This is a genomic window from Kitasatospora sp. YST-16 (assembly GCF_026802215.1).
GTDB lineage: Bacteria > Actinomycetota > Actinomycetes > Streptomycetales > Streptomycetaceae > Kitasatospora > Kitasatospora cineracea.
Genome location: NZ_CP113837.1, coordinates 7,045,711 through 7,064,983, shown reverse-complemented (window position 1 = coordinate 7,064,983; position 19,273 = coordinate 7,045,711). Strand labels below are relative to the sequence as shown.

Below are 19,273 nucleotides of genomic sequence, written 5' to 3'. Positions count from 1 at the left end.
GCCCAGCGCGCCCGGCGCGCGCCCGACGCCCCGTCAGTTTCCGCGCGCCGGTGGGCGGCTGTGCGCCCGGACCACCCTGCGGCTTTAGCCGTCAAATCGGACGAACGTATAAATGTAGGATTTGCACCATGAAACTGGTGAAGAGGCGGCCGAGGTTCTACCTGCTGCTGGGTCTGGCGGTGGCGGCGGTCGTGGCACTGGTCACGGTGGTGATCGTGCGCAGCTTCGCCATGGTCACGGTCGACCCCGCCCAGGCCCGCAAGCAAGCGAAGGGCGCCCCGGCCGCCGGGCAGGTGGACTGCTCCCGGGAGAAGTGCATCGCGCTCACCTTCGACGGCAGCCCGGGCGAACCCACCGGGCGGGTCATGGACCTGCTCGCGCAGCACCACGCCCGGGGGACGTTCTTCCTGGAGGGCCGGGACATCCACAGCTTCCCCGACGTGGTGCGGCGCATCGCGGCGGAGGGCCACGAGATCGGCGACCACACCTGGAACCACCCCCGGCTGACCGAGATCCCCGACGCGGAGGTCAGGGACGAACTGACCCGCACCGCGGACGCCATCGCGGAGGTCACCGGCAGCCGGCCCACCCTGATGCGCCCGCCGGAGGGCCGCACCGACGACCGGGTCTCGAAGATCTCCCGGGAGCTCGGCCTGGCCCAGGTGCTGTGGACGGTCACCGCGCAGGACTACGCGACCGAGGACACCGCCCTGATCACCAAGCGGGTCCTGGACGGCGCCGACCGGGACGGGATCGTCCTGCTGCACCCGCTGCACAAGGGCACCGTGCCCGCCCTGCCCGGCATCCTCCAGGCCCTCGACGACCAGGGCTACACCTTCGTCACCGTCGGCCAGCTGCTCGCTCCCGGCACCGCGCAGCCCGGCACCATCTACAAGTGACGCCCCGCCCCGCGCGGCCCTCCCTCCCCCGTCCACGCCCGCCCGCACCCGACCGCCCCCGAACCGTGACCTGACCGCCCGTCAATTCCGCTGCTGGTGCCGTATTGTCGCCGTCCTCGGCCGGACGCGGACGCCGGCGATCACGCGTCGTCGCGGCCGCACGGCCGCGCGCTGCCCGGAACCGCGGGCGGACGCGCGGACGGACGCGCGGGCCGGGGCGGGGAGGGCACCTCCGGCCGCACGGGTCGGCGGGAACGACGGGAGGCACACGGGTGCGGTTTCGGGGACGGGCACGGCTTCGGGGACGGGAACGGGTGCGGCCGACGGCACGCCCGGCGAAGGGGTGCGACTGGTGACGGCCTTGGACGGCCTCCCGCCGATGAGCGTCGAACCGGGCGCGGAACTGCGGGAGTTCGCCGCGGAACTGCGCACGCTCTTCCTCCGCCTGGACGCCCCCGCGGCGGACACCCTCGCCGCCCGCTGCACGCCGGGGCCGCAGGCGTGCGCCGACTACCTGGCGGCCGTGCGCATCCCGCCGTGGGAGTTCGTCGAGGCACTGCTCGACGCCCTCCCCGACGCCCCCGACCGGCCGGACGTCCGGGAGCGGCTGCGCCGGTCCCGGCTGGCCGCCCTGCGGGTCGCCCCGCCGATCGGCTGGGCGGTGCGCCAGATCGAGGGCCAACTGCACGCCGCCGAACGGGAGGTGCAGGAGGCCGACGAGGAAGCCGAACAGGCCGAACGCGAACTCGCCCACGCCCGGCCGGCTCCGGCTGCCCCCGACACGCCCGACGCTTCCGGCACGCCGGCCGACGGCACCGACCCCGCCCAGCACGCCGCGCTGCTGGCCGAGAAGGCCGGGCAGGCCCGCGAACGGTCGGCCCGGGCCGCCGCCCGCCGCGACCTGATGCAGCGTCAACTCGTCCTGGTGGAACGGCAGCAGGGCACCACGGCCGCCCCGCCCGGGCCCACCGGGGCAGCGGCCGCGGAGAGCGGCGGCGCCGACCCGCTGCCGAAGATCCTGCTGGTGGACGACCGACCGGAGAACCTGGTCGTCCTGGAGGCGCTGCTCGGCCCGCACGGCCACCACCTGGTCTGCGCGACCTCGGGGCCCGACGCGCTGCGGGCGCTGATGGAGCCCGACGACTACGCCGCGATCCTGCTGGACGTGCAGATGCCCGGCATGGACGGCTACGAGACCGCCGCGCACATCCGGGGCCGGGCCCGCACCCGTGACATCCCGATCGTCTTCGTCACCGCCATCGGCAGCGGCCCCGACCACGCCCGGCACGCGTACGCCGCGGGCGGCGCCGACTTCATCCCCAAGCCGGTCGACCCCTGGACGGTGCGGGCGAAGGTCGCCTCCTTCGTCGAACTGCACCGCGCACGCCGTACCGGTCGCTGACCGGCCCGGCCCGGCCCGCCGTCGGCCGGAACGGCGAGGCCGCCACCCCGTGACAGGGGTGGCGGCCTCATTCCGTGGGGGTCTGCGTTCCGCGGGGTCTGCGTCCCGCGGGGGTCCGGTCCCCGTCCCCGTCCCCGGGCGGGTGCTACTTCCAGCTGTCGGTGAGCGTCGCCGTCCCGGAGGCCCCGGTGGTGTAGCTGCGGTTGGCGCCGCTCTCCCAAGTGACGTTCCCGGCCGCGTCCTTGACGATGTACTTGTACTCGAAGGCGCTGTTCGCGGGCAGGGTCAGCGAGAGCGTCCAGTTCGGGTAGGAGGCGGAGGACATCGGCAGCGCGGAGGCGGGGTTCCAGCTGCCGAGCTGGGCGGTGGAGCCGACCAGGTAGACGTTCTGCCCGTAGACGGTGGCCTTGTTCTCGGAGAAGTTCACCGTGACCTGGCCGGTCGTCGCGGTGCTGCCGCCCCAACTGTCGTTCAGCGTGCCGCCGGTGGCCCCGGAGTTGGCGCTGTGGTTGGCGCCGCTCTCCCAAGTGACGTTCCCGGCCGCGTCCTTGACGATGTACTTGTACTCGAAGGCGGTGTTCGCGGGCAGTTGGACGCTGCCGCTCCACACCGGGTAGCCGGCCGGGGAGAGCGCGACCGCCGCGTTCGGGTCCCAGCTGCCGAGCTGGGCGACCGAGCCGACCAGGTAGACGTTCTGGCCGGTCACGGTGGTCTTGGTCTCGTTGAACTTCTCCGTCACCGTCCCGTTGCCGGGCGAGCTGGAAGCCGAGGGGCTCGGGCTCGCACTGGCACTGGCACTGCCGCTCGGGCTCGGGCTCGGGCTGGTGGTGCCGGTGGTGGCGGTGTACAGCGCGACCGCGTCGCCCGCGTTCACGGTGACCGTCGCCTTGCCGGAGCCGTCCACGCTCACGGTCGGGCCGGTGCAGTTCGAGCCGCTGATGTCGCCGTGGACGACGTCGCAGTAGGTGCCCGCGGCGAGGCCGGTGGTGAAGGTCTGGGTGACCGCGGAGCCGCTGTTGTTGATGGCGACCCAGCCCTTGCTGCCGCGGCTGAAGGCGATCGCGTTGCCGCCGTTGTCCCACCAGTTGGCGACGCTCTCGCCGCGGGTGGCGTTGTGCCAGCCGACCATGTTGGAGATGCCCTGGTCCCGGTCGGTGCAGGTCCAGGTGTTGTTGCCGCAGTTGACGTCGGTGACGAAGCCGTTGCCGTCGGCGGGCGGCGAGTCGTCCTTGTTGTTGAACCGGAAGCCCGCGTACACCTGCGGGGTGCCGTAGCCCCAGGCGAGTTCGAAGACGTGCGCCAGCTTGTACTTGGAGCCGTCGTTGTACGTCAGGGTGGTCTTGTCGCGCTCCAGGTCGTGGTTGGTCACCATGACGGCGGACTTGTCGCTCGGCTCGAAGCCCCAACTCTGCCCGAAGGTCTTGAGGTTGGCGATGTTGCCGTTGAACTGCTGGGAGAGCTTGGAGGCGTAGGTGAACTCCAGCACGCTGCCGTTGCCCTCGAACGCGGCGGGCGCCAACTGGCCGCCGCTGCCCGGGAAGATCTCCTGGTAGACGTACGGGCGCCCGCCCCACTGGGTGTCGCTCAGCCGGGAGACGATGTTGCCCATGTCGGCCTGGGCGATGTGCTTGGCCGCGTCCACCCGGAAGCCGTCGACGCCCGCGCCGATCAGGGTGTTCAGGTACCCGGCGATCTTGCCGCGGACGTAGTCGCTCTCGGTGTTCAGGTCCTCCAGGTTGAGCAGCTGGCACTCCTGGACCTGGGTGACGTTGTTCCAGTCGTTGATGCCCAGGTCGGCGTTGGGGCACGGCGGGGAGCCGTGGAAGTCCGACTTGGCGTAGGGCACCGCCGAGTAGCTGTACGCGGACGGGCTGAAGGCCGACCCGCCGTACCCGGTGGTGCTGGTCTGGTTGCTGCCCGCCATGTGGTTGATCACCGCGTCGGCGTACACCTTCACGCCCGCGTTGTGACAGGCCGTCACCATCGCCCGGAACTGCGCGTCGGTGCCCATCCGGCTGTTCAGGTTGTACGAGACCGGCTGGTAGACCTCCCACCAGGGGTGCCCGGGCAGCGAGATCGACTCCTGCGGCGGGGCGACCTGCACGGCGCCGTAGCCCTTGGGGCCCAGGACGTTGGTGCACTCGTTCGCGACCGAGTTCCAGTTCCACTGGAACAGGTTGGCGATCACGTCGCCGCCGTTGGGCGTCGCGGCGGCCTGCGCGGTGCCCTGGAGGCCGAGCGGCATCAGCACGCCCAGGACCAGTGCGCCGGCCGCGGCGGCCACGGGCACGGTTCTACGGACAGGGGTCATCGGCGAATCTCCCAAGGTGGTGGGGGACTTGAGGAGGGAACGGGAAGACGATCCACCCCGGCGCGACACACCGTCAAGACATCCGTGCAAGAAATTTCATCTCCTTGCGTTCGGATCCACATCCGTCGGAAACAAAAACCGGGCAGTCAATCCGCCGAAAAGGTATACACCTCCCCACCATTCGCCCAGCTCACCCCGCACTTGCTGCAAGTATTTTCAGAAACTTTCACCCACCGTGCCGCTCCGCGCCGCGCACCCGCCCCCGGGATAGCGTGGCGCGGTGGACCACAGCGAGATCGACGACGACGGCATGGTGCGGGTGCGCGGCGCCCGGGTGCACAACCTGCGGGACGTGGACGTCGCCGTGCCGCGCGGCGCGGTGGTCGCGTTCACGGGGGTGTCCGGCTCCGGCAAGTCCTCGCTGGCCTTCGGCACCCTGTTCGCCCAGGCCCAGCACCGCTACCTGGAGTCGGTCTCGCCGTACGCCCGCCGCCTGCTGCGCCAGGTCGAGGCCCCGCAGGTGGACGCGGTGACCGGCATGCCCCCGGCCGTCGCCCTGGAGCAGCGCCGCTCCGTCCCCTCCTCCCGCTCCTCCGTCGGCACCATCAGCACCATGTCCAACCTGCTGCGGATGCTGCTCTCCCGCTGCGGCACGTACCCGCCGGGCGCGCCGCGGCTGGACTCCGACGCGTTCTCGCCGAACACCCCGGCGGGCGCCTGCCCCGAGTGCCACGGGCAGGGCGTGCTGCACCGGGTGACCGAGCGCTCCCTCGTCCCGGACGACTCGCTCTCCATCCGGCAGGGCGCCGTCGCGTCCTGGCCGGGCGCCTGGCAGGGCAAGAACCTGCGCGACATCCTGGGCACGCTCGGCCACGACCTGGACCGGCCCTGGCGCGAACTGCCCGCCGCCGAACGGGAGTGGATCCTGTTCACCGACGAGCAGCCGGTGGTCACCGTCCACCCCGAGCGCGAGCCCGGCCGCGTCCAGCGCCCGTACCGGGGCAAGTACAGCAGCGCCCGCCGCCTGGTCCTCAAGTCCTTCGCCGAGTCCCGCAGCGAGGCCGCCCGTGCCAGGGCGGCCGCTTTCCTCGAACAGTCCACCTGCCCGCACTGCCACGGCCACCGGCTGCGCCCCGAGGCGCTGGCCGTCACCTTCGCCGGCCTGCCGATCACCGGCCTGGCCGCTCTCCCCGCCGCCCGCCTCGCCGACCTGCTGCGCCCGCACACCGCCGGGGACGGCCCGGCCGCCCTGATCACCGCCGACCTGGCCGACCGCCTCACCGCCCTGGACCGCCTCGGCCTCGGCTACCTCTCGCTCGACCGCGCCGCCCCCACCCTGTCCACCGGCGAACTCCAACGCCTGCGCCTGGCCACCCAGTTGCGCTCCGGCCTGTTCGGCGTGGTGTACGTCCTGGACGAGCCCTCGGCGGGCCTGCACCCGGCCGACACCGAGGCGCTGCGCCGGGTCCTGGCCGAGCTGCGGGCGGCGGGCAACTCGGTGTTCGTGGTCGAGCACGACATGGCGGTGGTGCGCGGCGCCGACTGGCTGGTGGACGTCGGCCCGGCCGCGGGCTCCGGCGGCGGCCGCGTCCTGTACAGCGGCCCGGTGGACGGCCTGCGCACGGTGGACGCCTCCGCGACCTGCCGCTTCCTGTTCGACCCGCCTCCCCCGCCGCCGTCCCGCCACCGCACCCCCACCGGCGTGCTGCGCCTGCGCGGCGTCACCCGGCACAACCTGCGCGACGTGGACGCGGACGTGCCGCTGGGCGTGCTCACCGCCGTCACCGGCGTCTCCGGCGCGGGCAAGTCGACGCTGCTCGCCGCCGTCGCCGAACACCCGGACGCGCACCGGGTGGTGACCTTCGACCAGACCCCGCTGGGCCGCACTCCGCGCTCCAACCTGGCCACCTACACCGGGCTGCTGGACACCGTCCGCAAGCTGTTCGCCGCCACCGACGAGGCGAAGGCCCGCGGCTACGGCGCGGGCCGGTTCTCCTTCAACGTGGCGGCCGGCCGCTGCCCGACCTGCGAGGGCGCGGGCGCGATCGAGGTCGAACTGCTCTTCCTGCCCACCGCGTGGAGCCCCTGCCCGGACTGCCATGGCAGCCGCTACAACCCGCAGACCCTGCAAGTGACCTACCGCGGCTCCACGATCGCCGACGTGCTCGCCCTGACCGTCGACGAGGCCGCCGCGTTCCTCGCCGACACCCCGCCCGCCGCCCGCGTCCTGACCACCCTCCAGCAGGTCGGCCTCGGCTACCTGCGGCTCGGCCAGCCCGCCCCGGAACTCTCCGGCGGCGAGGCCCAGCGCGTCAAACTCGCCGCCGAACTCCAGCACGCCCACCGCCGCCGCACCCTCTACCTGCTCGACGAGCCCACCACCGGCCTGCACCCCGCCGACAGCGAGACCCTCACCGCCCAACTCCACCGCCTGGTCGACGCGGGCGCCACCGTCCTGGTCGCCGAACACGACCTCACCCTGATCGCCGGCGCCGACCACGTCATCGACCTCGGCCCCGGCGGCGGCGACACCGGCGGCCGCATCCTCGCCACCGGCACCCCCACCACCGTCGCCACCACCCCCGCCAGCCGCACCGGCCCCTACCTGGCGGAGCGCCTCGGACTACCGGGCAGCTGACCGGCCACGCACGTCCACCACCGCCATCCCCGCCCGCCGCGCCGCGAGCAGCCCGCTGTCGGCGTCCTCCAGCACCACGCACGCCGCCGGCTCGACGCCCAACTGCCGTGCCGCCAACAGGAAGACGTCCGGCGCGGGCTTGCCCCGCTCCACCTCGTCCCGGGTCACCACCCGCGCGAACAGCCCGTCCAACCCCAGGTGCCGCAGCGTCGCCTCCACCGTCCGCCGCGTCCCACCGGAAGCCACCGCGAGCGGCACCCGCCCGACCGACTCCCGAGCCAGCCCCGCCACCGGCCCGATCGCGGTCACCGCCCCCAGGTGGTCGAGGTAGCGCTCTCCGCACTCCCCCACCAGCCGCCGGATCAACTCCTCGTCGCCGTAGGCTCGTCGGCCGTCCAGTGCGGCCTTGATCGTCTCCGGAGCTGCGCGAACTCCTCGCCGAGGAGGCGGCGTGTGGCCTCGACCCGGCCGACCGGGTCTGCCTGCGCCACCCCGTCCCGCTCCCGTATCGCCCGTAACACCCGTAACGTCCCGCCGCAGCCCGAGGGGCCCGAGCGCAGTACCTACTGCCCGGGCCCCTCGTTCCCCCGCCCCTCCCTACTGCCCTCCCCCTGCGCTCAGTTGGCGAGGCTGAAGTCCCCGCCCACCGGGGCGGCGATCTTGTCGACGCCGGTCAGCGCGGTCAGTGTGGTGACCGGGGTGCTGCTCTCGGTGGTGGTGCCGTTGCCGAGCTGGCCGGAGCCGTTGGCGCCCCAGGAGCGGACGGTGTTGTCGCCGAGCAGCACGATGGTGTGCTCGCGGCCGCCGGCGACGAGCTGTACGCCCTTGATGCCGGGCACCGGGACGGGGGTGATCCGGTAGTCGGTGGTGCCGTCGCCGACCTGGCCGGAGGTGTTCTGGCCCCAGCCCTTGAGCTTGTTGTCGCTGTCGGTGACGGCCAGGCTGTGGTTGCAGCCCGCGGCGATCTGCGAGACGCCGCCGAGCCAGATGCCCTGGGTGTCGACGGGCGTGTACCGGTTGATGGTGCTGTTGTCGCCGAGCTGCCCGGTCGCGTTGTAGCCCCACGCCTTGACGGCGTTGCCGCTGGTGGGCCTGGTGCCGCCGCTGGGCGGTCCGACCAGGGCCAGGTTGTGGTTGCAGCCGGCCGCGATCTTGGTGACGCCGGTGAGTCCGCCGACCGGGGCGGGCACGTTGCGGCTGGCCGAAGTACCGTCGCCGAGCTGCCCGTTGATGTTGTAGCCCCAGGCCCAGACGGTGCCGTCCTCGCGCAGGGCGAGGCTGTGGTTGAGCCCGGCGGCGATCGCCACCACCTTGTTGAGGCCCTCGACCCGGACCGGGACGCTGCTGTCGGCGTTGGTGCCGTTGCCGAGCTGCCCGTAGTTGTTGCGGCCCCAGGCGACCACGGTCTGGTCGTCGAGCAGCGCGAGGCTGTGCCAGCCGCCGGCGGCGACATCGCGGGCGTTGGAGAGGTTGACGACCTGGCCGGGCGCGTTGTGGCTGAACACGCTGCCGTCGCCGAGCTGCCCGGAGCCGTTGGCGCCCCAGGACATCACGGTGCGGTCCTTGAGCAGCGCCAGCCCGTGCCCGGTGGTGGAGCCGCCACCACCGGCGGCGATCTTGTCGACTTCGGCGCTGGTGAGGCCGAGCACGGTGGTGGAGGTGGTGCGGAAGTCGGTCCAGGTGCCGTCGCCGAGCTGCCCGGAGCGGTTGTTGCCCCAGGCCTTGAGCCGCTTCTCCTGCGCGTGCGCGGTCCCGGCGGGCACGGCGGCCAGGCTGAAGGCGGTGAACGCGGCCAGCCCGGCGGCGAGCACCGGCCGCAGGCGGGAGCGGCCGGCGGTGGCAGTCTGCGTGGACGTCATGAAGTGCCTTTCCTCGAAAGGTGGTTGGGGTCAGCGCGCGAGGCTGAAGTTGCCGTTGCTCGGCGCGGAGATCAGGGAGACGCTGCCGGACTTGGCGAGCACCTGGACGGGGGTGTTGCGCTGGGTGGTGGTGCCGTCGCCGAGCTGGCCCTTGTCGTTGAGGCCCCAGGCCTGCACGGTGCCGTCGGCGAGCACGGCCAGGTTGTGCGCGGAGCCGGCGGCGATCGCCTCGACGCCGGACACGCCGGGGACGGGCACGCTGGTGTTGCGCTGGGTGGTGGTGCCGTCGCCGATCTGCCCCTTGTCGTTGGCGCCCCAGGCGCGCAGCGTGTGGTCCTGGAGCAGGGCGAGGCTGTGGGTGGCGCCGCCGGCCAGCGCGACGACGTCGGTCAGTTCCTGAACGGGCACGGGGTAGGGCTTGTTGACGGTGCTGTCGTCGCCGAGCTGGCCCTTGTCGTTGAGGCCCCAGGCGTAGACGTGGCCGTCGGCGAGCAGCGCGAGGGCGTGGTTGGCGCCGGCGGCGATGCCCTTGACGGTGGTCAGGCCGGGGATGGTCATCGCGGTGTTGCGGGTGCCGGGGGTGGGCGCGGGGACGGGCGCGGTGGAGCTGACGGGCACCGGGGTGACGCCGAGCTGGCCCTTGTCGTTGAGGCCCCAGGTCTTGACGGTGCCGTCCTTGAGCAGCGCCATGCTGAAGGCGTCCCCGGCGGCGATGGCCTTGACGTCGGAGAGCCCGGCGACGGTGACGGGCAGGTTGGTGTTGGTGGCGGTGCCGTCGCCGAGCTGGCCCTTGTCGTTGGCGCCCCACGCCTTGACGGTGCCGTCCTTGAGCAGGGCGAGGGCGTGCGAACCGCCGGCCGCGACGGCTTCGACGCCGGTCAGTCCGGCGACCAGGCCGGGCACCGCCGCGTCCTCGGTGGCGCTGGTGACGCCGTTGCCGAGCTGGCCCTTGTCGTTCTTGCCCCAGGCTTCGACGGTGCCGTTGGCGAGCAGCGCGAGCGCGAAACCGGTGACGGTGGCGCCGCTGGTGGTGCCGCCGGCGGAGATGCCGTTGAGTTCGGCCCCGGCCATGCCGACCACCGAGACGGGGGTGAGCCGCTGGGTCTTGGCGGTGCCGTCGCCGAGCTGCCCGCTGGCGTTGTTGCCCCAGGCACGCAGCCGCAGGTCGTAGGCGGACGCGGTACCGGCCGGCAGGGCGGTGGTGCACACCAGGGTCAGGCCGGCCACCATCGCGGGCAGGGTGACGGCGGGCAGCTGGCGCAGCTTGCGGTGCATCGGTGGTTCCTCCGTGGACGTGGACGGGCGGGACGAGCTGGGCGGACAGGGCAGACGGGACGCGGCCTGACGGGACGTCAACGGCGTCAGGGGGCGGACGCGCCGGGAAGCGCGCGCCGGACGGGCTCGCCCTGGGCGAGCCGTCCGGGCGGGGGCTGGACGGGGTAGGTCTTGTCGACCGGCCGGTGCGCGGCGTGCGATCCGCCGTACGCATCGCCGTACGTACGGCCGTACGCGCCGCCGCTCGCCGCTGGACGACCGTTCAGCGCGGCGTCCGACGCGGCGGCCGGCGGTGCGGCCAGCAGCGCGGCGAGCAGGCAGGGGGCGGCGGCCGCGAGCAGGGCGGCGCTTCGGGTGTGGGGTGTCATCGGGGCCTCGTGGTCACGGTCGGGGCGCGGCACGGCACGGCGCGGCACGGCGCGAGGGGTGCACGGTGGCAGCCCGACCCCGGTCGAAGTCGAAGTCGAAGTCGAGGTCGAGGTCGAAACCGGAGTCGGGCTCGGAGTCGAAATGATGATCCGATCGCCGGATACCTAACCCACCGTCACCGGCTTCGTGCGGCCCGGAACCGCTTTCCATGCCAACGGCCCAGCCCGTCCTTCGCACACCCCCCGTTCGGTCCGCTCTCGGTTGCGGTGCGTAGTCGCCCCGCCCAGCATGGCCAGGGATCTTGATCGTCAGCCGTCCTGATCAGACATCAACCGATCGGCCCCGTCGCCGAGTTCAGGGAGGAACCCGTTGCTCCGGACCTCACCGGCCAGACTCCTGGCCATCACCCTCAGTAGCGCCGCCGCGCTGGCCGTCCCGGCTCCGGCGAGCGCGGAGGACACCGAGCCGGCCGTCGTGGTCAACGGCACCTTCGTCTCCCCGCAGGTCCCGTCCGGCAAGGACTGGGCGTACCTCACCATCGACGGCTGGGACGGCCCCGGCCTGCTCTCCGCCGCCCGGGCCAACCACCCGCAGGGCTACCAGGCCGCTTTCCTCGCCGCCCCCGGCTCGGCCGAACCGCTCAGCACCCGGCTGCGCGCCGTCCGCGCGGGCGCCACGGTCACCCTCACCTGGGACGACAACCCCGACACCTGCGTGGGCAAGGGCGTCGCCCGGCGCAGCTACACGGTCTCGGTCGCGGGCGGCGCCAACCAGCCGGGCGCGTTCGCCACCAACGAGCCCACCGGCCGGGCGAACTGGTTCGTCGGCCGGTCCTACTCCTTCACCGCGGCCGAGGACTCCCCGAAGGTCACCTTCTCCTTCGACGCCTCCAACGCCACCCCGAGCTGCCAGCCGTCGATCACCAATGTGTCCGCCAAGCAGACCGCCCCGACGGCCCCGCCGAAGGCCGCCACCGACCCGTGCGCGGGCGACGCGGCGAACGGCTCCCAGTGCAAGGACGTCGGCGGCGCCAAGGAGGAGATCGCCAAGTGCCCGGCCACCAGCCGGGACTGCCTGAGCGGCGTCGCCGGGGACGGCAAGCAGACCAACGACGGCATCGCCCAACAGACCGGTGCCGTGCAGGACTTCGGGGCCGTCCCGCGCGACCAGAGCCCGGACGCCGCCGCCCAGGGCCTGTGCCCGCTGTCCAACGCCCTCACCGACGGCCTCCCGCCCTCGTCCGTGGTCGTCCCGCCGAGCCAATGGGGTCCGTGCTGATGCTCCGTCAACTGCCTTGCGCCGCCGGTTCGGTGCTGCTCGCGTCCGCCCTCGCCCTGACCGCCCCGCCACCCGCCGCACACGCCGCCGACACCGTCGACGCCACCGTCCCGAACGGCACCTTCGCCGATCCGGTAGCGCCCGACAACGGCACCCAGGCCGGGCACGCCGGCTGGTCGCCCGACGGCAACGGCGTGGTGTTCGGCAAGGGCCTGGCCCAGCACCCGCGGGGCTACCAGGCGGCCTCGCTGAACTGGAACGGCGCGCCGCTGACCCTGCGCACCCGGCTCTGGGGCGTCAAGAAGGGCTCCACCGTCACCCTCACCTGGGACGACAGCCCCAGCACGTACAGGGGCTGCAAGCCGGAGCAGGTCAAGGACGGCCAGACGTACAACGTCGCGCTGATCACCGACGGGCCCGCGCCCGACCCGCAGGTCACCACCAAGGGCAGCGACACCGTCGGCACCGCCAACTGGACGGCGGGGCGGGCCTTCCCGTTCACCACGACCGAGGACAACCCGATGGTGTCCTTCGAGTCGGCGGAGCCCGCCGGGGCAATGTCCTGCGGCCCGCTGATCACCAACGTGGCCGCCCGGCAGACGCCCGCGCCCGTCGACAAGAAGGTCCGCAAGGAGCAGCTGCCGCCTCCGAAGGCGTACCGGGGCAACGACCCGCTGGAGCCGGGCGTGGCGGTGGACGACTGCGAGGGCTCGCCGACCACCTGCACCTTCACGGTCGACAAGGGCTACTCGTACCAGTACTACGGGCAGACCCGGATCGTCGGCGAGGTGTACCTGAACTGCACCCGCAACGCGATCACCGACGACCGCAAGCTGGAGGTCACCGAGCCGCCGTACGACAGCCTCACCCAGTACTACGCGCTGAAGGGCGCCCCGCTGCTGCCCAGCCGCTCCGAGCTGGCCAAGAGCCGCCCCAACGTGGCCAGTCAGGTCGAGGCGGGCTTCAGCGTGGCGGGCGGGAACGCGGCGGCGGTGTCCACCAGCAACCCGCTGACCTGGTCGCGGACCACCAGCAAGCCGATGAACCCGGTGATCCAGCCCGGCGAGGTGAGCTGGATCGAGGTGCAGCCGGCCCGCGAGCGGGTGACCGGCTCGTTCACCAACTCCCGCAACAACTACCGGCTGGACGCCGCCTTCGACGTCCCGGCGACCTCGCTGCCGGACCGCTACTACCAGCGCACTGGCCCGCTCACCGAGGTCGAGCTGAAGCGCTGCGGCGCCGACCGCCCGACGGCCGACACCCCCGACAACACGGCCGGCCCGGACAAGCGCCTGACCGCACTGGACGCCCCGCCGGCCGGCCTGGCCACCCGCACCGTCCCGCTCACCCCCTGAGCCCCCTGAGCCCCCTGAGTCCCCTGAGCCCTCTGATCCCCTGAGCCCCCCGAGCCCGCACAACCCCTTCCCCCGCAAGCCGATCGGCCGCCCGGTACCCGCAACACCGGGCGGCCGAAGCCCTGTTCACCGACCTCCAGGAGCAACCCGTGCCGCCCACCCGCCTGTTGGCCCTCCCGCTCGGTACCGCCCTCGTCCTCGCCGCCCCCTGGCCGGCCGGGGCGGCGAACACCGATCCGGTGGCGGTGGAGAACGCGACGTTCTCCTCCCCGACCGTGCAGTCCGGCGACTGGACCTACGGCGTCGACGGCTGGGCCGGCCCCACCGGCGTCGCCTCCACCTCCCGGGCCGCCCACCCGAAGGGGCTGCAGGCCGCCACCCTGGGCTGGGACGGCAAGGCGGTCTCGCTCAGCACCCGGCTGCGCGGCGTCCGGGCCGGTGCGGGCGTCACCCTCAGCTGGGACGACAACCCCGACTCCTGCGCCGCGTCCGGTTCCGGCCCGCGCTCCTACACGGTGACCGTCACGGGCGCCGCCGACGCCCCCGGCAGCTTCGCCACCAAGGCCCCCGCCGCGAAGGCCGACTGGTACCTCGGCCGCACCTACTCCTTCACCGCCCCCGAGGACTCCCCGCAGATCACCTTCACCAGCACCATCACCAACAACCCCGGCTGCGGCGAGCTGATCACCAACGTCCAGGCCGCCCAGACCCCGCCGCCCGCCAAGGCCCCCACCCCCGGCGCCGCCGACCCGTGCGCGGGCGACGGGGCGAGCAGCCCGGCCTGCACCACCGACGCGGGCAACAAGGAGAAGATCAAGGACTGCCCGGCCACCAGCCGCCAGTGCCTGGAGGGCGTCGCGGGCAAGGGCGAGAAGGAGAACGCCGGAATCGCCCAACAGACCCAGGCCCTCGACGAGTTCACCAACACCCCGCGCGACCAGGACCCCAACACGGCCCTCGGCCCGCTCTGCCAGGTCGCCGACCTGCACCACGGGAGCCTGCAGCCCGGCGACACCGTCCTCGCCCCCGGCACCTGGTGGTACTGCTGAACCACCCCTCCGCCCCGGGGCGGCACGACGCCGGGCCCGTACGGATGGTCACCGTACGGGCCCGGGCCCGCTGTCCGGGCGGATCGGTCAGTCCGTCCGCACCCACTCCTGACGATCAGTCAACTCGTACTGCTCCAGCGGCTGTTCACCGCTCCGATGCGGGGCACCCTCGAAGACCCCGACCTCCGCTCCGGGGACGGCGCGCTTGGGTTGCAGGGTCAGGCAGTAGTCCTTGGCGTTGAAGGTCTGGGCGACCACGGTGCTGATGTTGGAGCTGGACGGGCTGGTCACCACGATGTTCCTGACCGTCGTCCCGGTGCCGTCGAGCGACAGCACGCCGACCGTCCGGGTCATCGCGCTGAGCATGCCGAACTGCAGTTCCTGGCCGGTGCCGACCTGGAACTTCACCTGGGTGCTCTCGGTGTTGGTGCGCTTCCACTCGTGCGAGTAGGCGGCCTTGAAGGCGAGTTGGAAGGCCGCGGTGGCGGTGAGCTTGAGCTGGGCGGAGCCGGTGGCGCTGCCGCTGACGGTGGTGGTGGTACCGGTGGTGGTGTCGGTGTTGGGGCCCTTGTCCTTGGGCGCGGTGGTGTCGGTGTGCGAGTTCTCGGTCTTGTCGGAGCCCGCCACCGTGCCGGACACGTTGGTGGTGTTGTCGATCGTGCCCTCGACGGTGGCCGAGCCGGAGATCTCGCCCGCCAGGTTGTCGGTGGCGCTCGACTCCAGCACCACCGTCCGGTACACGGTGATCTTCTTGTTGGTGCAGTTGATGACGCTGTTGCCGACCGAGACCACGGCGGCGGTCCGCTCCGCGGTCAGCCCGGGGATGAACCGGAAGCTGCAGCTGTGCTCCTGCCCGCAACTGCGCACCACGGCCGCGACGTCCGGCAGCGGGGTGTCGCCGTCGAAGGCCTGCGCCACCAGCTCCTCGGCGGCCGGCTGGACCGGCGCCGCCCCGCCCGCGAACGCCGCTCCGTCCGCGAACGCCGGCCCGGCTGCCGTCCCGCCCAGCGTCAGCAGCGCGACGGCCAGCGCCGCGCCCCGCTTCACCGCTTGCTCCAGGTGCCCTCGGGGGTCCGCGCGTACACCGCGTCCGGCACCTGTCCCGGCGGCTGCGGCGCCACCTCCAGCAGGCCCGGTTTCGCCACCGACCGGCCCGGCGGGCGCAGCGACAGGCAGACGTCCGGCCGGGCGAAGGTCTGCGCGACGATGGAGCTGCCGGTGGCGATGGACGGGCTGTCCACCACCACGTTCTTGATGAACCGTCCGGTGTGGTCGACCGTCAGGATGCCGACCACCCGGGTGACGGCGTTGACGGCGCCGAACTGGATCTCGTCGTTGGCCGAGACGGTGAACACCACCCGGGTGGTCTCCTTCACGGTGGCCTGCCACTGCTTGGCGTAGGACGCCTGGAAGGCGAGTTCGAAGCTGGCCTTGGCCCCCAGGTGGAGCGCGTTGGAACCGGCCACGGTGCCGGTGACGCCCGTGGTGTTCTGGAACTTGTCCTGGGTGGTGGGGCCCTTGTCCTTGTTCGGCCCGTACTGGACGGTGCCGTTGGTGGTGTCCGTCGCCAGGCTGCCCTGCGCGGCGGCGGTCACCGTGGTGTCGATGCTGCCGGTGACGGTGGCCTTGCCGGAGATCGAGCCGCTGATGTTGTCGGTGCTGCTGCTGGCCACCGTCAGGCTGCGGTCGATCTCCATGTCGTCGCCGGTGCAGTTGATCGCCGCGTTGCCGACCGAGGCGACGGCGCTGCCGAACAGCCCGACGATCCGGTCCGTCACCCGGAACGTGCAACTGCCGGGCCGGTCGCACTGCGAGGCGACCTCCTCGGTCGAGGCCAACCTGGTGTCGCCGTCGTACGCCTCGGCCGCGGGCATCGGCGGCAGCAGCGCCGCTCCCGGCGTCCCGGCCGCGGGAGCCGCGGCCGGAGCAGGGGCACTCCCGGCGTTCCCGGCCGTCCCGGTGCTCACCGCCTCGCTGCCCTCGGCGGCCTCGGCGGCCGCGGCGGGGGCGGCCAACGGCACCAGGCCGCCCAGGACCACCAGCCCGGTCAGTGCGGCCCCGGGCAGCAGGGCCGCATGTCCACTTATCCACCTGACCGTTCGCGTGACCGTTCGCGGGCGTGCGGAACCAACCACGGACGTGCTCCTCACTCGTCGACGACCCCCGTGACCGAGCCGCCCGGGCGGGCACCGGGCCCGCGGACGACCCCCCGCGCCCATCCTCCGCGAACGGCGGATCGCGGGCGAACGGTCGTCGTCGCAGGTGCGCCATTCGATGGCACGTCACCCGGTGGGACGTCAGGACGCGTCCGCCGACGGCCGGTCGGCCCCGCCCCGGGGCCCGCTCCGGCAGCACGAACCAGCGCTCGGCCGCCGCCCGGACCCGCTCGGCGAGCACGCTGTACGGGGCACGGGTGCGCGGCCGGCCTCCCGCACCAGGCCCTCCGGGCGGTCGCGCACCCGCCACACACTCGCCGGAGCCGCCCCGGCCGCCCCGGCCGCCCCGGCCACCCCGGCCACCCCCAGGATCCGATCGAACTCCCGTCCGCCGTAGCCGAGTTCCTCCCGGACGGCGTCCGCCGGAATGCCGCTCAGTTCCAGGTCTGCCCGCCCGCTACGCCGCCCCACCGGCCTCCTCGGCCCGCTCCGCCGCCTCCTGCGCGGCCATCACCTCGTCGCCGTGTTCGAAGGCCCACGCGCCGAAGGCGTCGATGGCGGGCAGCAGGGTGCGGCCCAGCGCGGTGAGCCCGTAGGCCACGCCCGAACGGCCGGGGCCCGGCGGGCGGCGGTCGACCAGGCCGTTGTACTGGAGGCGGCGCAGCGTCTCGGTGAGCACCTTGGAGCTGATCCCGCCGATCCGCCCGCGCAGTTCGACGGGCCGGAACGGGCCCTCGCGCAGCGACCAGAGCACGACGGCGTTCCAGGTGTTGGAGAGCAGGTCGAAGGCGAGGCGGGCCCGGCAGTCGGCGAGCAGCGGATCGGCGTTCACGTACCGAATGGTGCCCGATGGCCTCCCTAGGCTCGCATCCGAGGCCCTCACCCTCACGAAGTCACCACCAACAGGCTTGGAACGAACGGGAGTCAGTCGATGCGGATCGGCATTCTGGGCACGGGCAACATGGCGGACGCACTGGGCACCCACTGGGCCCGGGCCGGGCACCGCCTCACCGTCGGCGGCCGCGACCTGGCGGCGGCCCGCCGCGCGGCCGACCGGATCGGCGGCGGGGCCCGGGCCGGCGACCTGCGCGCGGCGGTGGCGGACGCCGAAGTCGTGCTGGTGGCCCTGCCGTTCGGCCCGAGCACGGAGGTCGTCCGCACGCTCGCCGGACCGCTCGCGGGCCGGACCCTGATCGACTGCACCAACCCGGTGGGCCCGGGCTTCCGCCTGCTGACCGGCCACGGCCCGTCCGCCGCCGAGCAGTTGGCCGCCGCCGCGCCGGAGGCCCGGGTGGTGAAGGCGTTCAACCTGTGCCACCAGGACGTCTGGCGGATGTACCCGCCGGTCTTCGACGGCCGCCCCCTCGCCGTCCCGCTGTGCGGCGACGACCCCGCGGCCCTGGCCCGGGTCTCCACCCTGGTCGCCGACCTGGGCTGCACCCCGGCCCCGGCCGGCCCCCTCGACCGGGCCGCCCTGCTGGAGGCCACCGCCGCCCTCTTCATCGGCCTGTGGGTCGACACGGGCGCGGACGTCCAGGCGATCACGCCCCCGCTCACCCACGCCTTCGGACCCGCCCCGTCCGCCACCTGACCCGCCACGGCCCCCGGCCGCCGACCGAACCCGCCCGCGTCAACCACCCGTCCCCGCGCCCACCCCCGTCCCCGTCCCCAACTCCGCGCCCAACTCCGCCCAGGCCCCGACCGGCGCCCCGTCCGTCCCACTCACCCCGCCCGTCCCATCCAGCCCGTCCGGGGTGATGACGTGCAGTGCGACGTGGTCCGCACCGGCCGCCCAGTGGGCGCGGACCCGGGCCGCGAGCGTCCCGGCGTCGCCGTGGGCCACCAGGGCGTCTACGGTCTCCGGGCCCGGCGGGTCGAGTTCGCGGTGGCCGGACCGGCGGAGCAGTTCGCGCCGGTTGGGCATCGCGGCGGCGGCCAGTTGGGCGGCCGCCGCTCCGGTGGCCGCCCGGTCCGGGCCCAGCACGCACAGTTGGACGACGGCCAACAGCCGTTCGGGACCGAGGAGTCGGCGTGCTTCGCGGGTGTGCTCGACCGGCAGGCCGAACACCAGCGCGCCGTCGGCGCCGTGGGCGGCCGTCTCCAGTACGTCCCGCTCCAGCGCCGACACCAGCCGGGGCACGCGCGTCCCCGGGCTGCCGGGCGGTCCGAACGGCGCCGCGTCGAGGGCCGCCAGGTAGGCCCGGAGCGTCTCGGCGGCGGGGCGGTGGGTGTGGCCGCGCACGTCCCGGGCCAGGCTGGGGTGGCTCTCCCAGAGCGTGGTCAGGAAGCGCCCGGGGAAGGCTTCGTCGAGCGTCCGGGCCCCGGCCGCCGTCGTCACCGCGTCGCGGGCGTAGACGTCGGCCATCCCGCAGGCGACGGTGATCCGCCCGCTCGCGGCCAGCAGCAGCGCGGCCTGCGCCATCGCCTCCCGCCCGTGGGCTTCCCCGAACCACAGGGTGCCGTAGCCCAGCCGTTCGGCGGCGGCGGCCGCCCGGCGCAGCTCTACGATCGGCCACCCGTCCGCACCGCCCGCCCAGACCCCGACCCGTCCGAGCGGCGGCAGCCCCGTCGGCCCCGTCCGCCCCGGCTCCCCCGCCGCATCCGTCCGGCTCACGGCATCCCCCTGTCCGGCACGTGTGCACGTGCCGCGCGCTCGGCCCTCGGGCAGCCCATCCGCACCAA

Annotated in this window: 16 protein-coding genes; 7 read left to right on the top strand and 9 right to left on the bottom strand. The window is 73.6% G+C overall.

Going from position 1 to position 19,273, the window contains the following annotated elements; all coding sequences use genetic code 11:
• Nucleotides 1-128 precede the first annotated feature (128 nt).
• Together OU787_RS31835 and OU787_RS31830 are read left to right on the top strand one after the other, a co-directional pair.
• A complete protein-coding gene (locus OU787_RS31835) occupies nucleotides 129-899 on the top strand; it encodes a polysaccharide deacetylase family protein (RefSeq protein WP_268661429.1) in 771 nt (256 codons plus the stop codon).
• 352 nt (nucleotides 900-1,251) lie between these two features.
• Nucleotides 1,252-2,301 carry a response regulator gene (locus OU787_RS31830; protein ID WP_268661428.1) on the top strand — a complete coding sequence of 350 codons (1,050 nt, stop codon included), beginning with the start codon at nucleotides 1,252-1,254 and terminating at the stop codon, nucleotides 2,299-2,301.
• Between the two features lie 145 nt (nucleotides 2,302-2,446).
• On the opposite strand, the gene OU787_RS31825 is transcribed toward OU787_RS31830, so the two are convergent.
• On the bottom strand, nucleotides 2,447-4,585 hold the full coding sequence (locus OU787_RS31825; protein ID WP_268661427.1) for a carbohydrate-binding module family 20 domain-containing protein: 2,139 nt from the start codon (nucleotides 4,583-4,585) through the stop codon (nucleotides 2,447-2,449).
• A 337-nt stretch (nucleotides 4,586-4,922) separates the two neighbouring features.
• On the opposite strand from OU787_RS31825, the gene OU787_RS31820 reads away from it, so the two are divergent.
• The gene (locus OU787_RS31820) at nucleotides 4,923-7,250 is read left to right on the top strand and encodes an excinuclease ABC subunit UvrA (RefSeq protein WP_268661955.1); all 2,328 of its coding nucleotides are present in this window, start codon (nucleotides 4,923-4,925) and stop codon (nucleotides 7,248-7,250) included.
• Here OU787_RS31820 and OU787_RS31815 read toward each other — a convergent pair.
• The 4 genes from OU787_RS31815 to OU787_RS31800 all read right to left on the bottom strand — a co-directional run bounded on the left by OU787_RS31815 (nucleotide 7,236) and on the right by OU787_RS31800 (nucleotide 10,752).
• Entirely contained in the window at nucleotides 7,236-7,601 is a 366-nt protein-coding gene (locus OU787_RS31815) for an HAD family hydrolase (protein WP_327059440.1), read from the bottom strand. The two genes, OU787_RS31820 and OU787_RS31815, sit on opposite strands and share 15 nt — an antisense overlap.
• Before the next feature lie 266 nt (nucleotides 7,602-7,867).
• The gene (locus tag OU787_RS31810; protein ID WP_268661426.1) at nucleotides 7,868-9,109 is read right to left on the bottom strand and encodes an RCC1 domain-containing protein; all 1,242 of its coding nucleotides are present in this window, start codon (nucleotides 9,107-9,109) and stop codon (nucleotides 7,868-7,870) included.
• 30 nt (nucleotides 9,110-9,139) lie between these two features.
• On the bottom strand, nucleotides 9,140-10,384 hold the full coding sequence (locus OU787_RS31805) for an RCC1 domain-containing protein (RefSeq protein WP_051817544.1): 1,245 nt from the start codon (nucleotides 10,382-10,384) through the stop codon (nucleotides 9,140-9,142).
• Nucleotides 10,385-10,470: 86 nt separating this feature from the next.
• A complete protein-coding gene (locus OU787_RS31800; RefSeq protein ID WP_268661425.1) occupies nucleotides 10,471-10,752 on the bottom strand; it encodes a hypothetical protein in 282 nt (93 codons plus the stop codon).
• Between the two features lie 370 nt (nucleotides 10,753-11,122).
• Between OU787_RS31800 and OU787_RS31795 the strand changes: the two genes are divergently transcribed.
• The 3 genes from OU787_RS31795 (at nucleotide 11,123) to OU787_RS31785 (ending at nucleotide 14,435) form a co-directional block, all read left to right on the top strand.
• On the top strand, nucleotides 11,123-12,031 hold the full coding sequence (locus OU787_RS31795) for a hypothetical protein (protein ID WP_268661424.1): 909 nt from the start codon (nucleotides 11,123-11,125) through the stop codon (nucleotides 12,029-12,031).
• A complete protein-coding gene (locus tag OU787_RS31790) occupies nucleotides 12,025-13,386 on the top strand; it encodes a hypothetical protein (RefSeq protein WP_268661423.1) in 1,362 nt (453 codons plus the stop codon). The genes OU787_RS31795 and OU787_RS31790 overlap by 7 nt, the downstream gene beginning before the upstream one ends.
• A 149-nt stretch (nucleotides 13,387-13,535) precedes the next feature.
• Nucleotides 13,536-14,435, top strand: a complete 900-nt coding sequence (locus OU787_RS31785; protein ID WP_268661422.1) for a hypothetical protein — start codon at nucleotides 13,536-13,538, stop codon at nucleotides 14,433-14,435.
• A gap of 87 nt (nucleotides 14,436-14,522) precedes the next feature.
• Here the strand turns inward: OU787_RS31785 and OU787_RS31780 are convergent, their stop codons facing one another.
• The 3 genes from OU787_RS31780 to OU787_RS31770 form a co-directional block, all read right to left on the bottom strand.
• Nucleotides 14,523-15,482, bottom strand: a complete 960-nt coding sequence (locus tag OU787_RS31780) for a hypothetical protein (protein ID WP_268661421.1) — start codon at nucleotides 15,480-15,482, stop codon at nucleotides 14,523-14,525.
• Entirely contained in the window at nucleotides 15,479-16,474 is a 996-nt protein-coding gene (locus tag OU787_RS31775) for a hypothetical protein (protein ID WP_268661420.1), read from the bottom strand. Before OU787_RS31775 ends, OU787_RS31780 begins: the two co-directional genes overlap by 4 nt.
• 574 nt (nucleotides 16,475-17,048) lie before the next feature.
• A complete protein-coding gene (locus tag OU787_RS31770) occupies nucleotides 17,049-17,423 on the bottom strand; it encodes a winged helix-turn-helix transcriptional regulator (RefSeq protein ID WP_268661419.1) in 375 nt (124 codons plus the stop codon).
• A gap of 99 nt (nucleotides 17,424-17,522) precedes the next feature.
• Here OU787_RS31770 and OU787_RS31765 point away from each other — a divergent pair, with 99 nt between their 5' ends.
• On the top strand, nucleotides 17,523-18,182 hold the full coding sequence (locus tag OU787_RS31765) for an NADPH-dependent F420 reductase (RefSeq protein WP_268661418.1): 660 nt from the start codon (nucleotides 17,523-17,525) through the stop codon (nucleotides 18,180-18,182).
• Nucleotides 18,183-18,221: 39 nt separating this feature from the next.
• On the opposite strand, the gene OU787_RS31760 is transcribed toward OU787_RS31765, so the two are convergent.
• On the bottom strand, nucleotides 18,222-19,205 hold the full coding sequence (locus OU787_RS31760) for an LLM class flavin-dependent oxidoreductase (protein ID WP_268661417.1): 984 nt from the start codon (nucleotides 19,203-19,205) through the stop codon (nucleotides 18,222-18,224).
• Nucleotides 19,206-19,273: the final 68 nt, after the last annotated feature.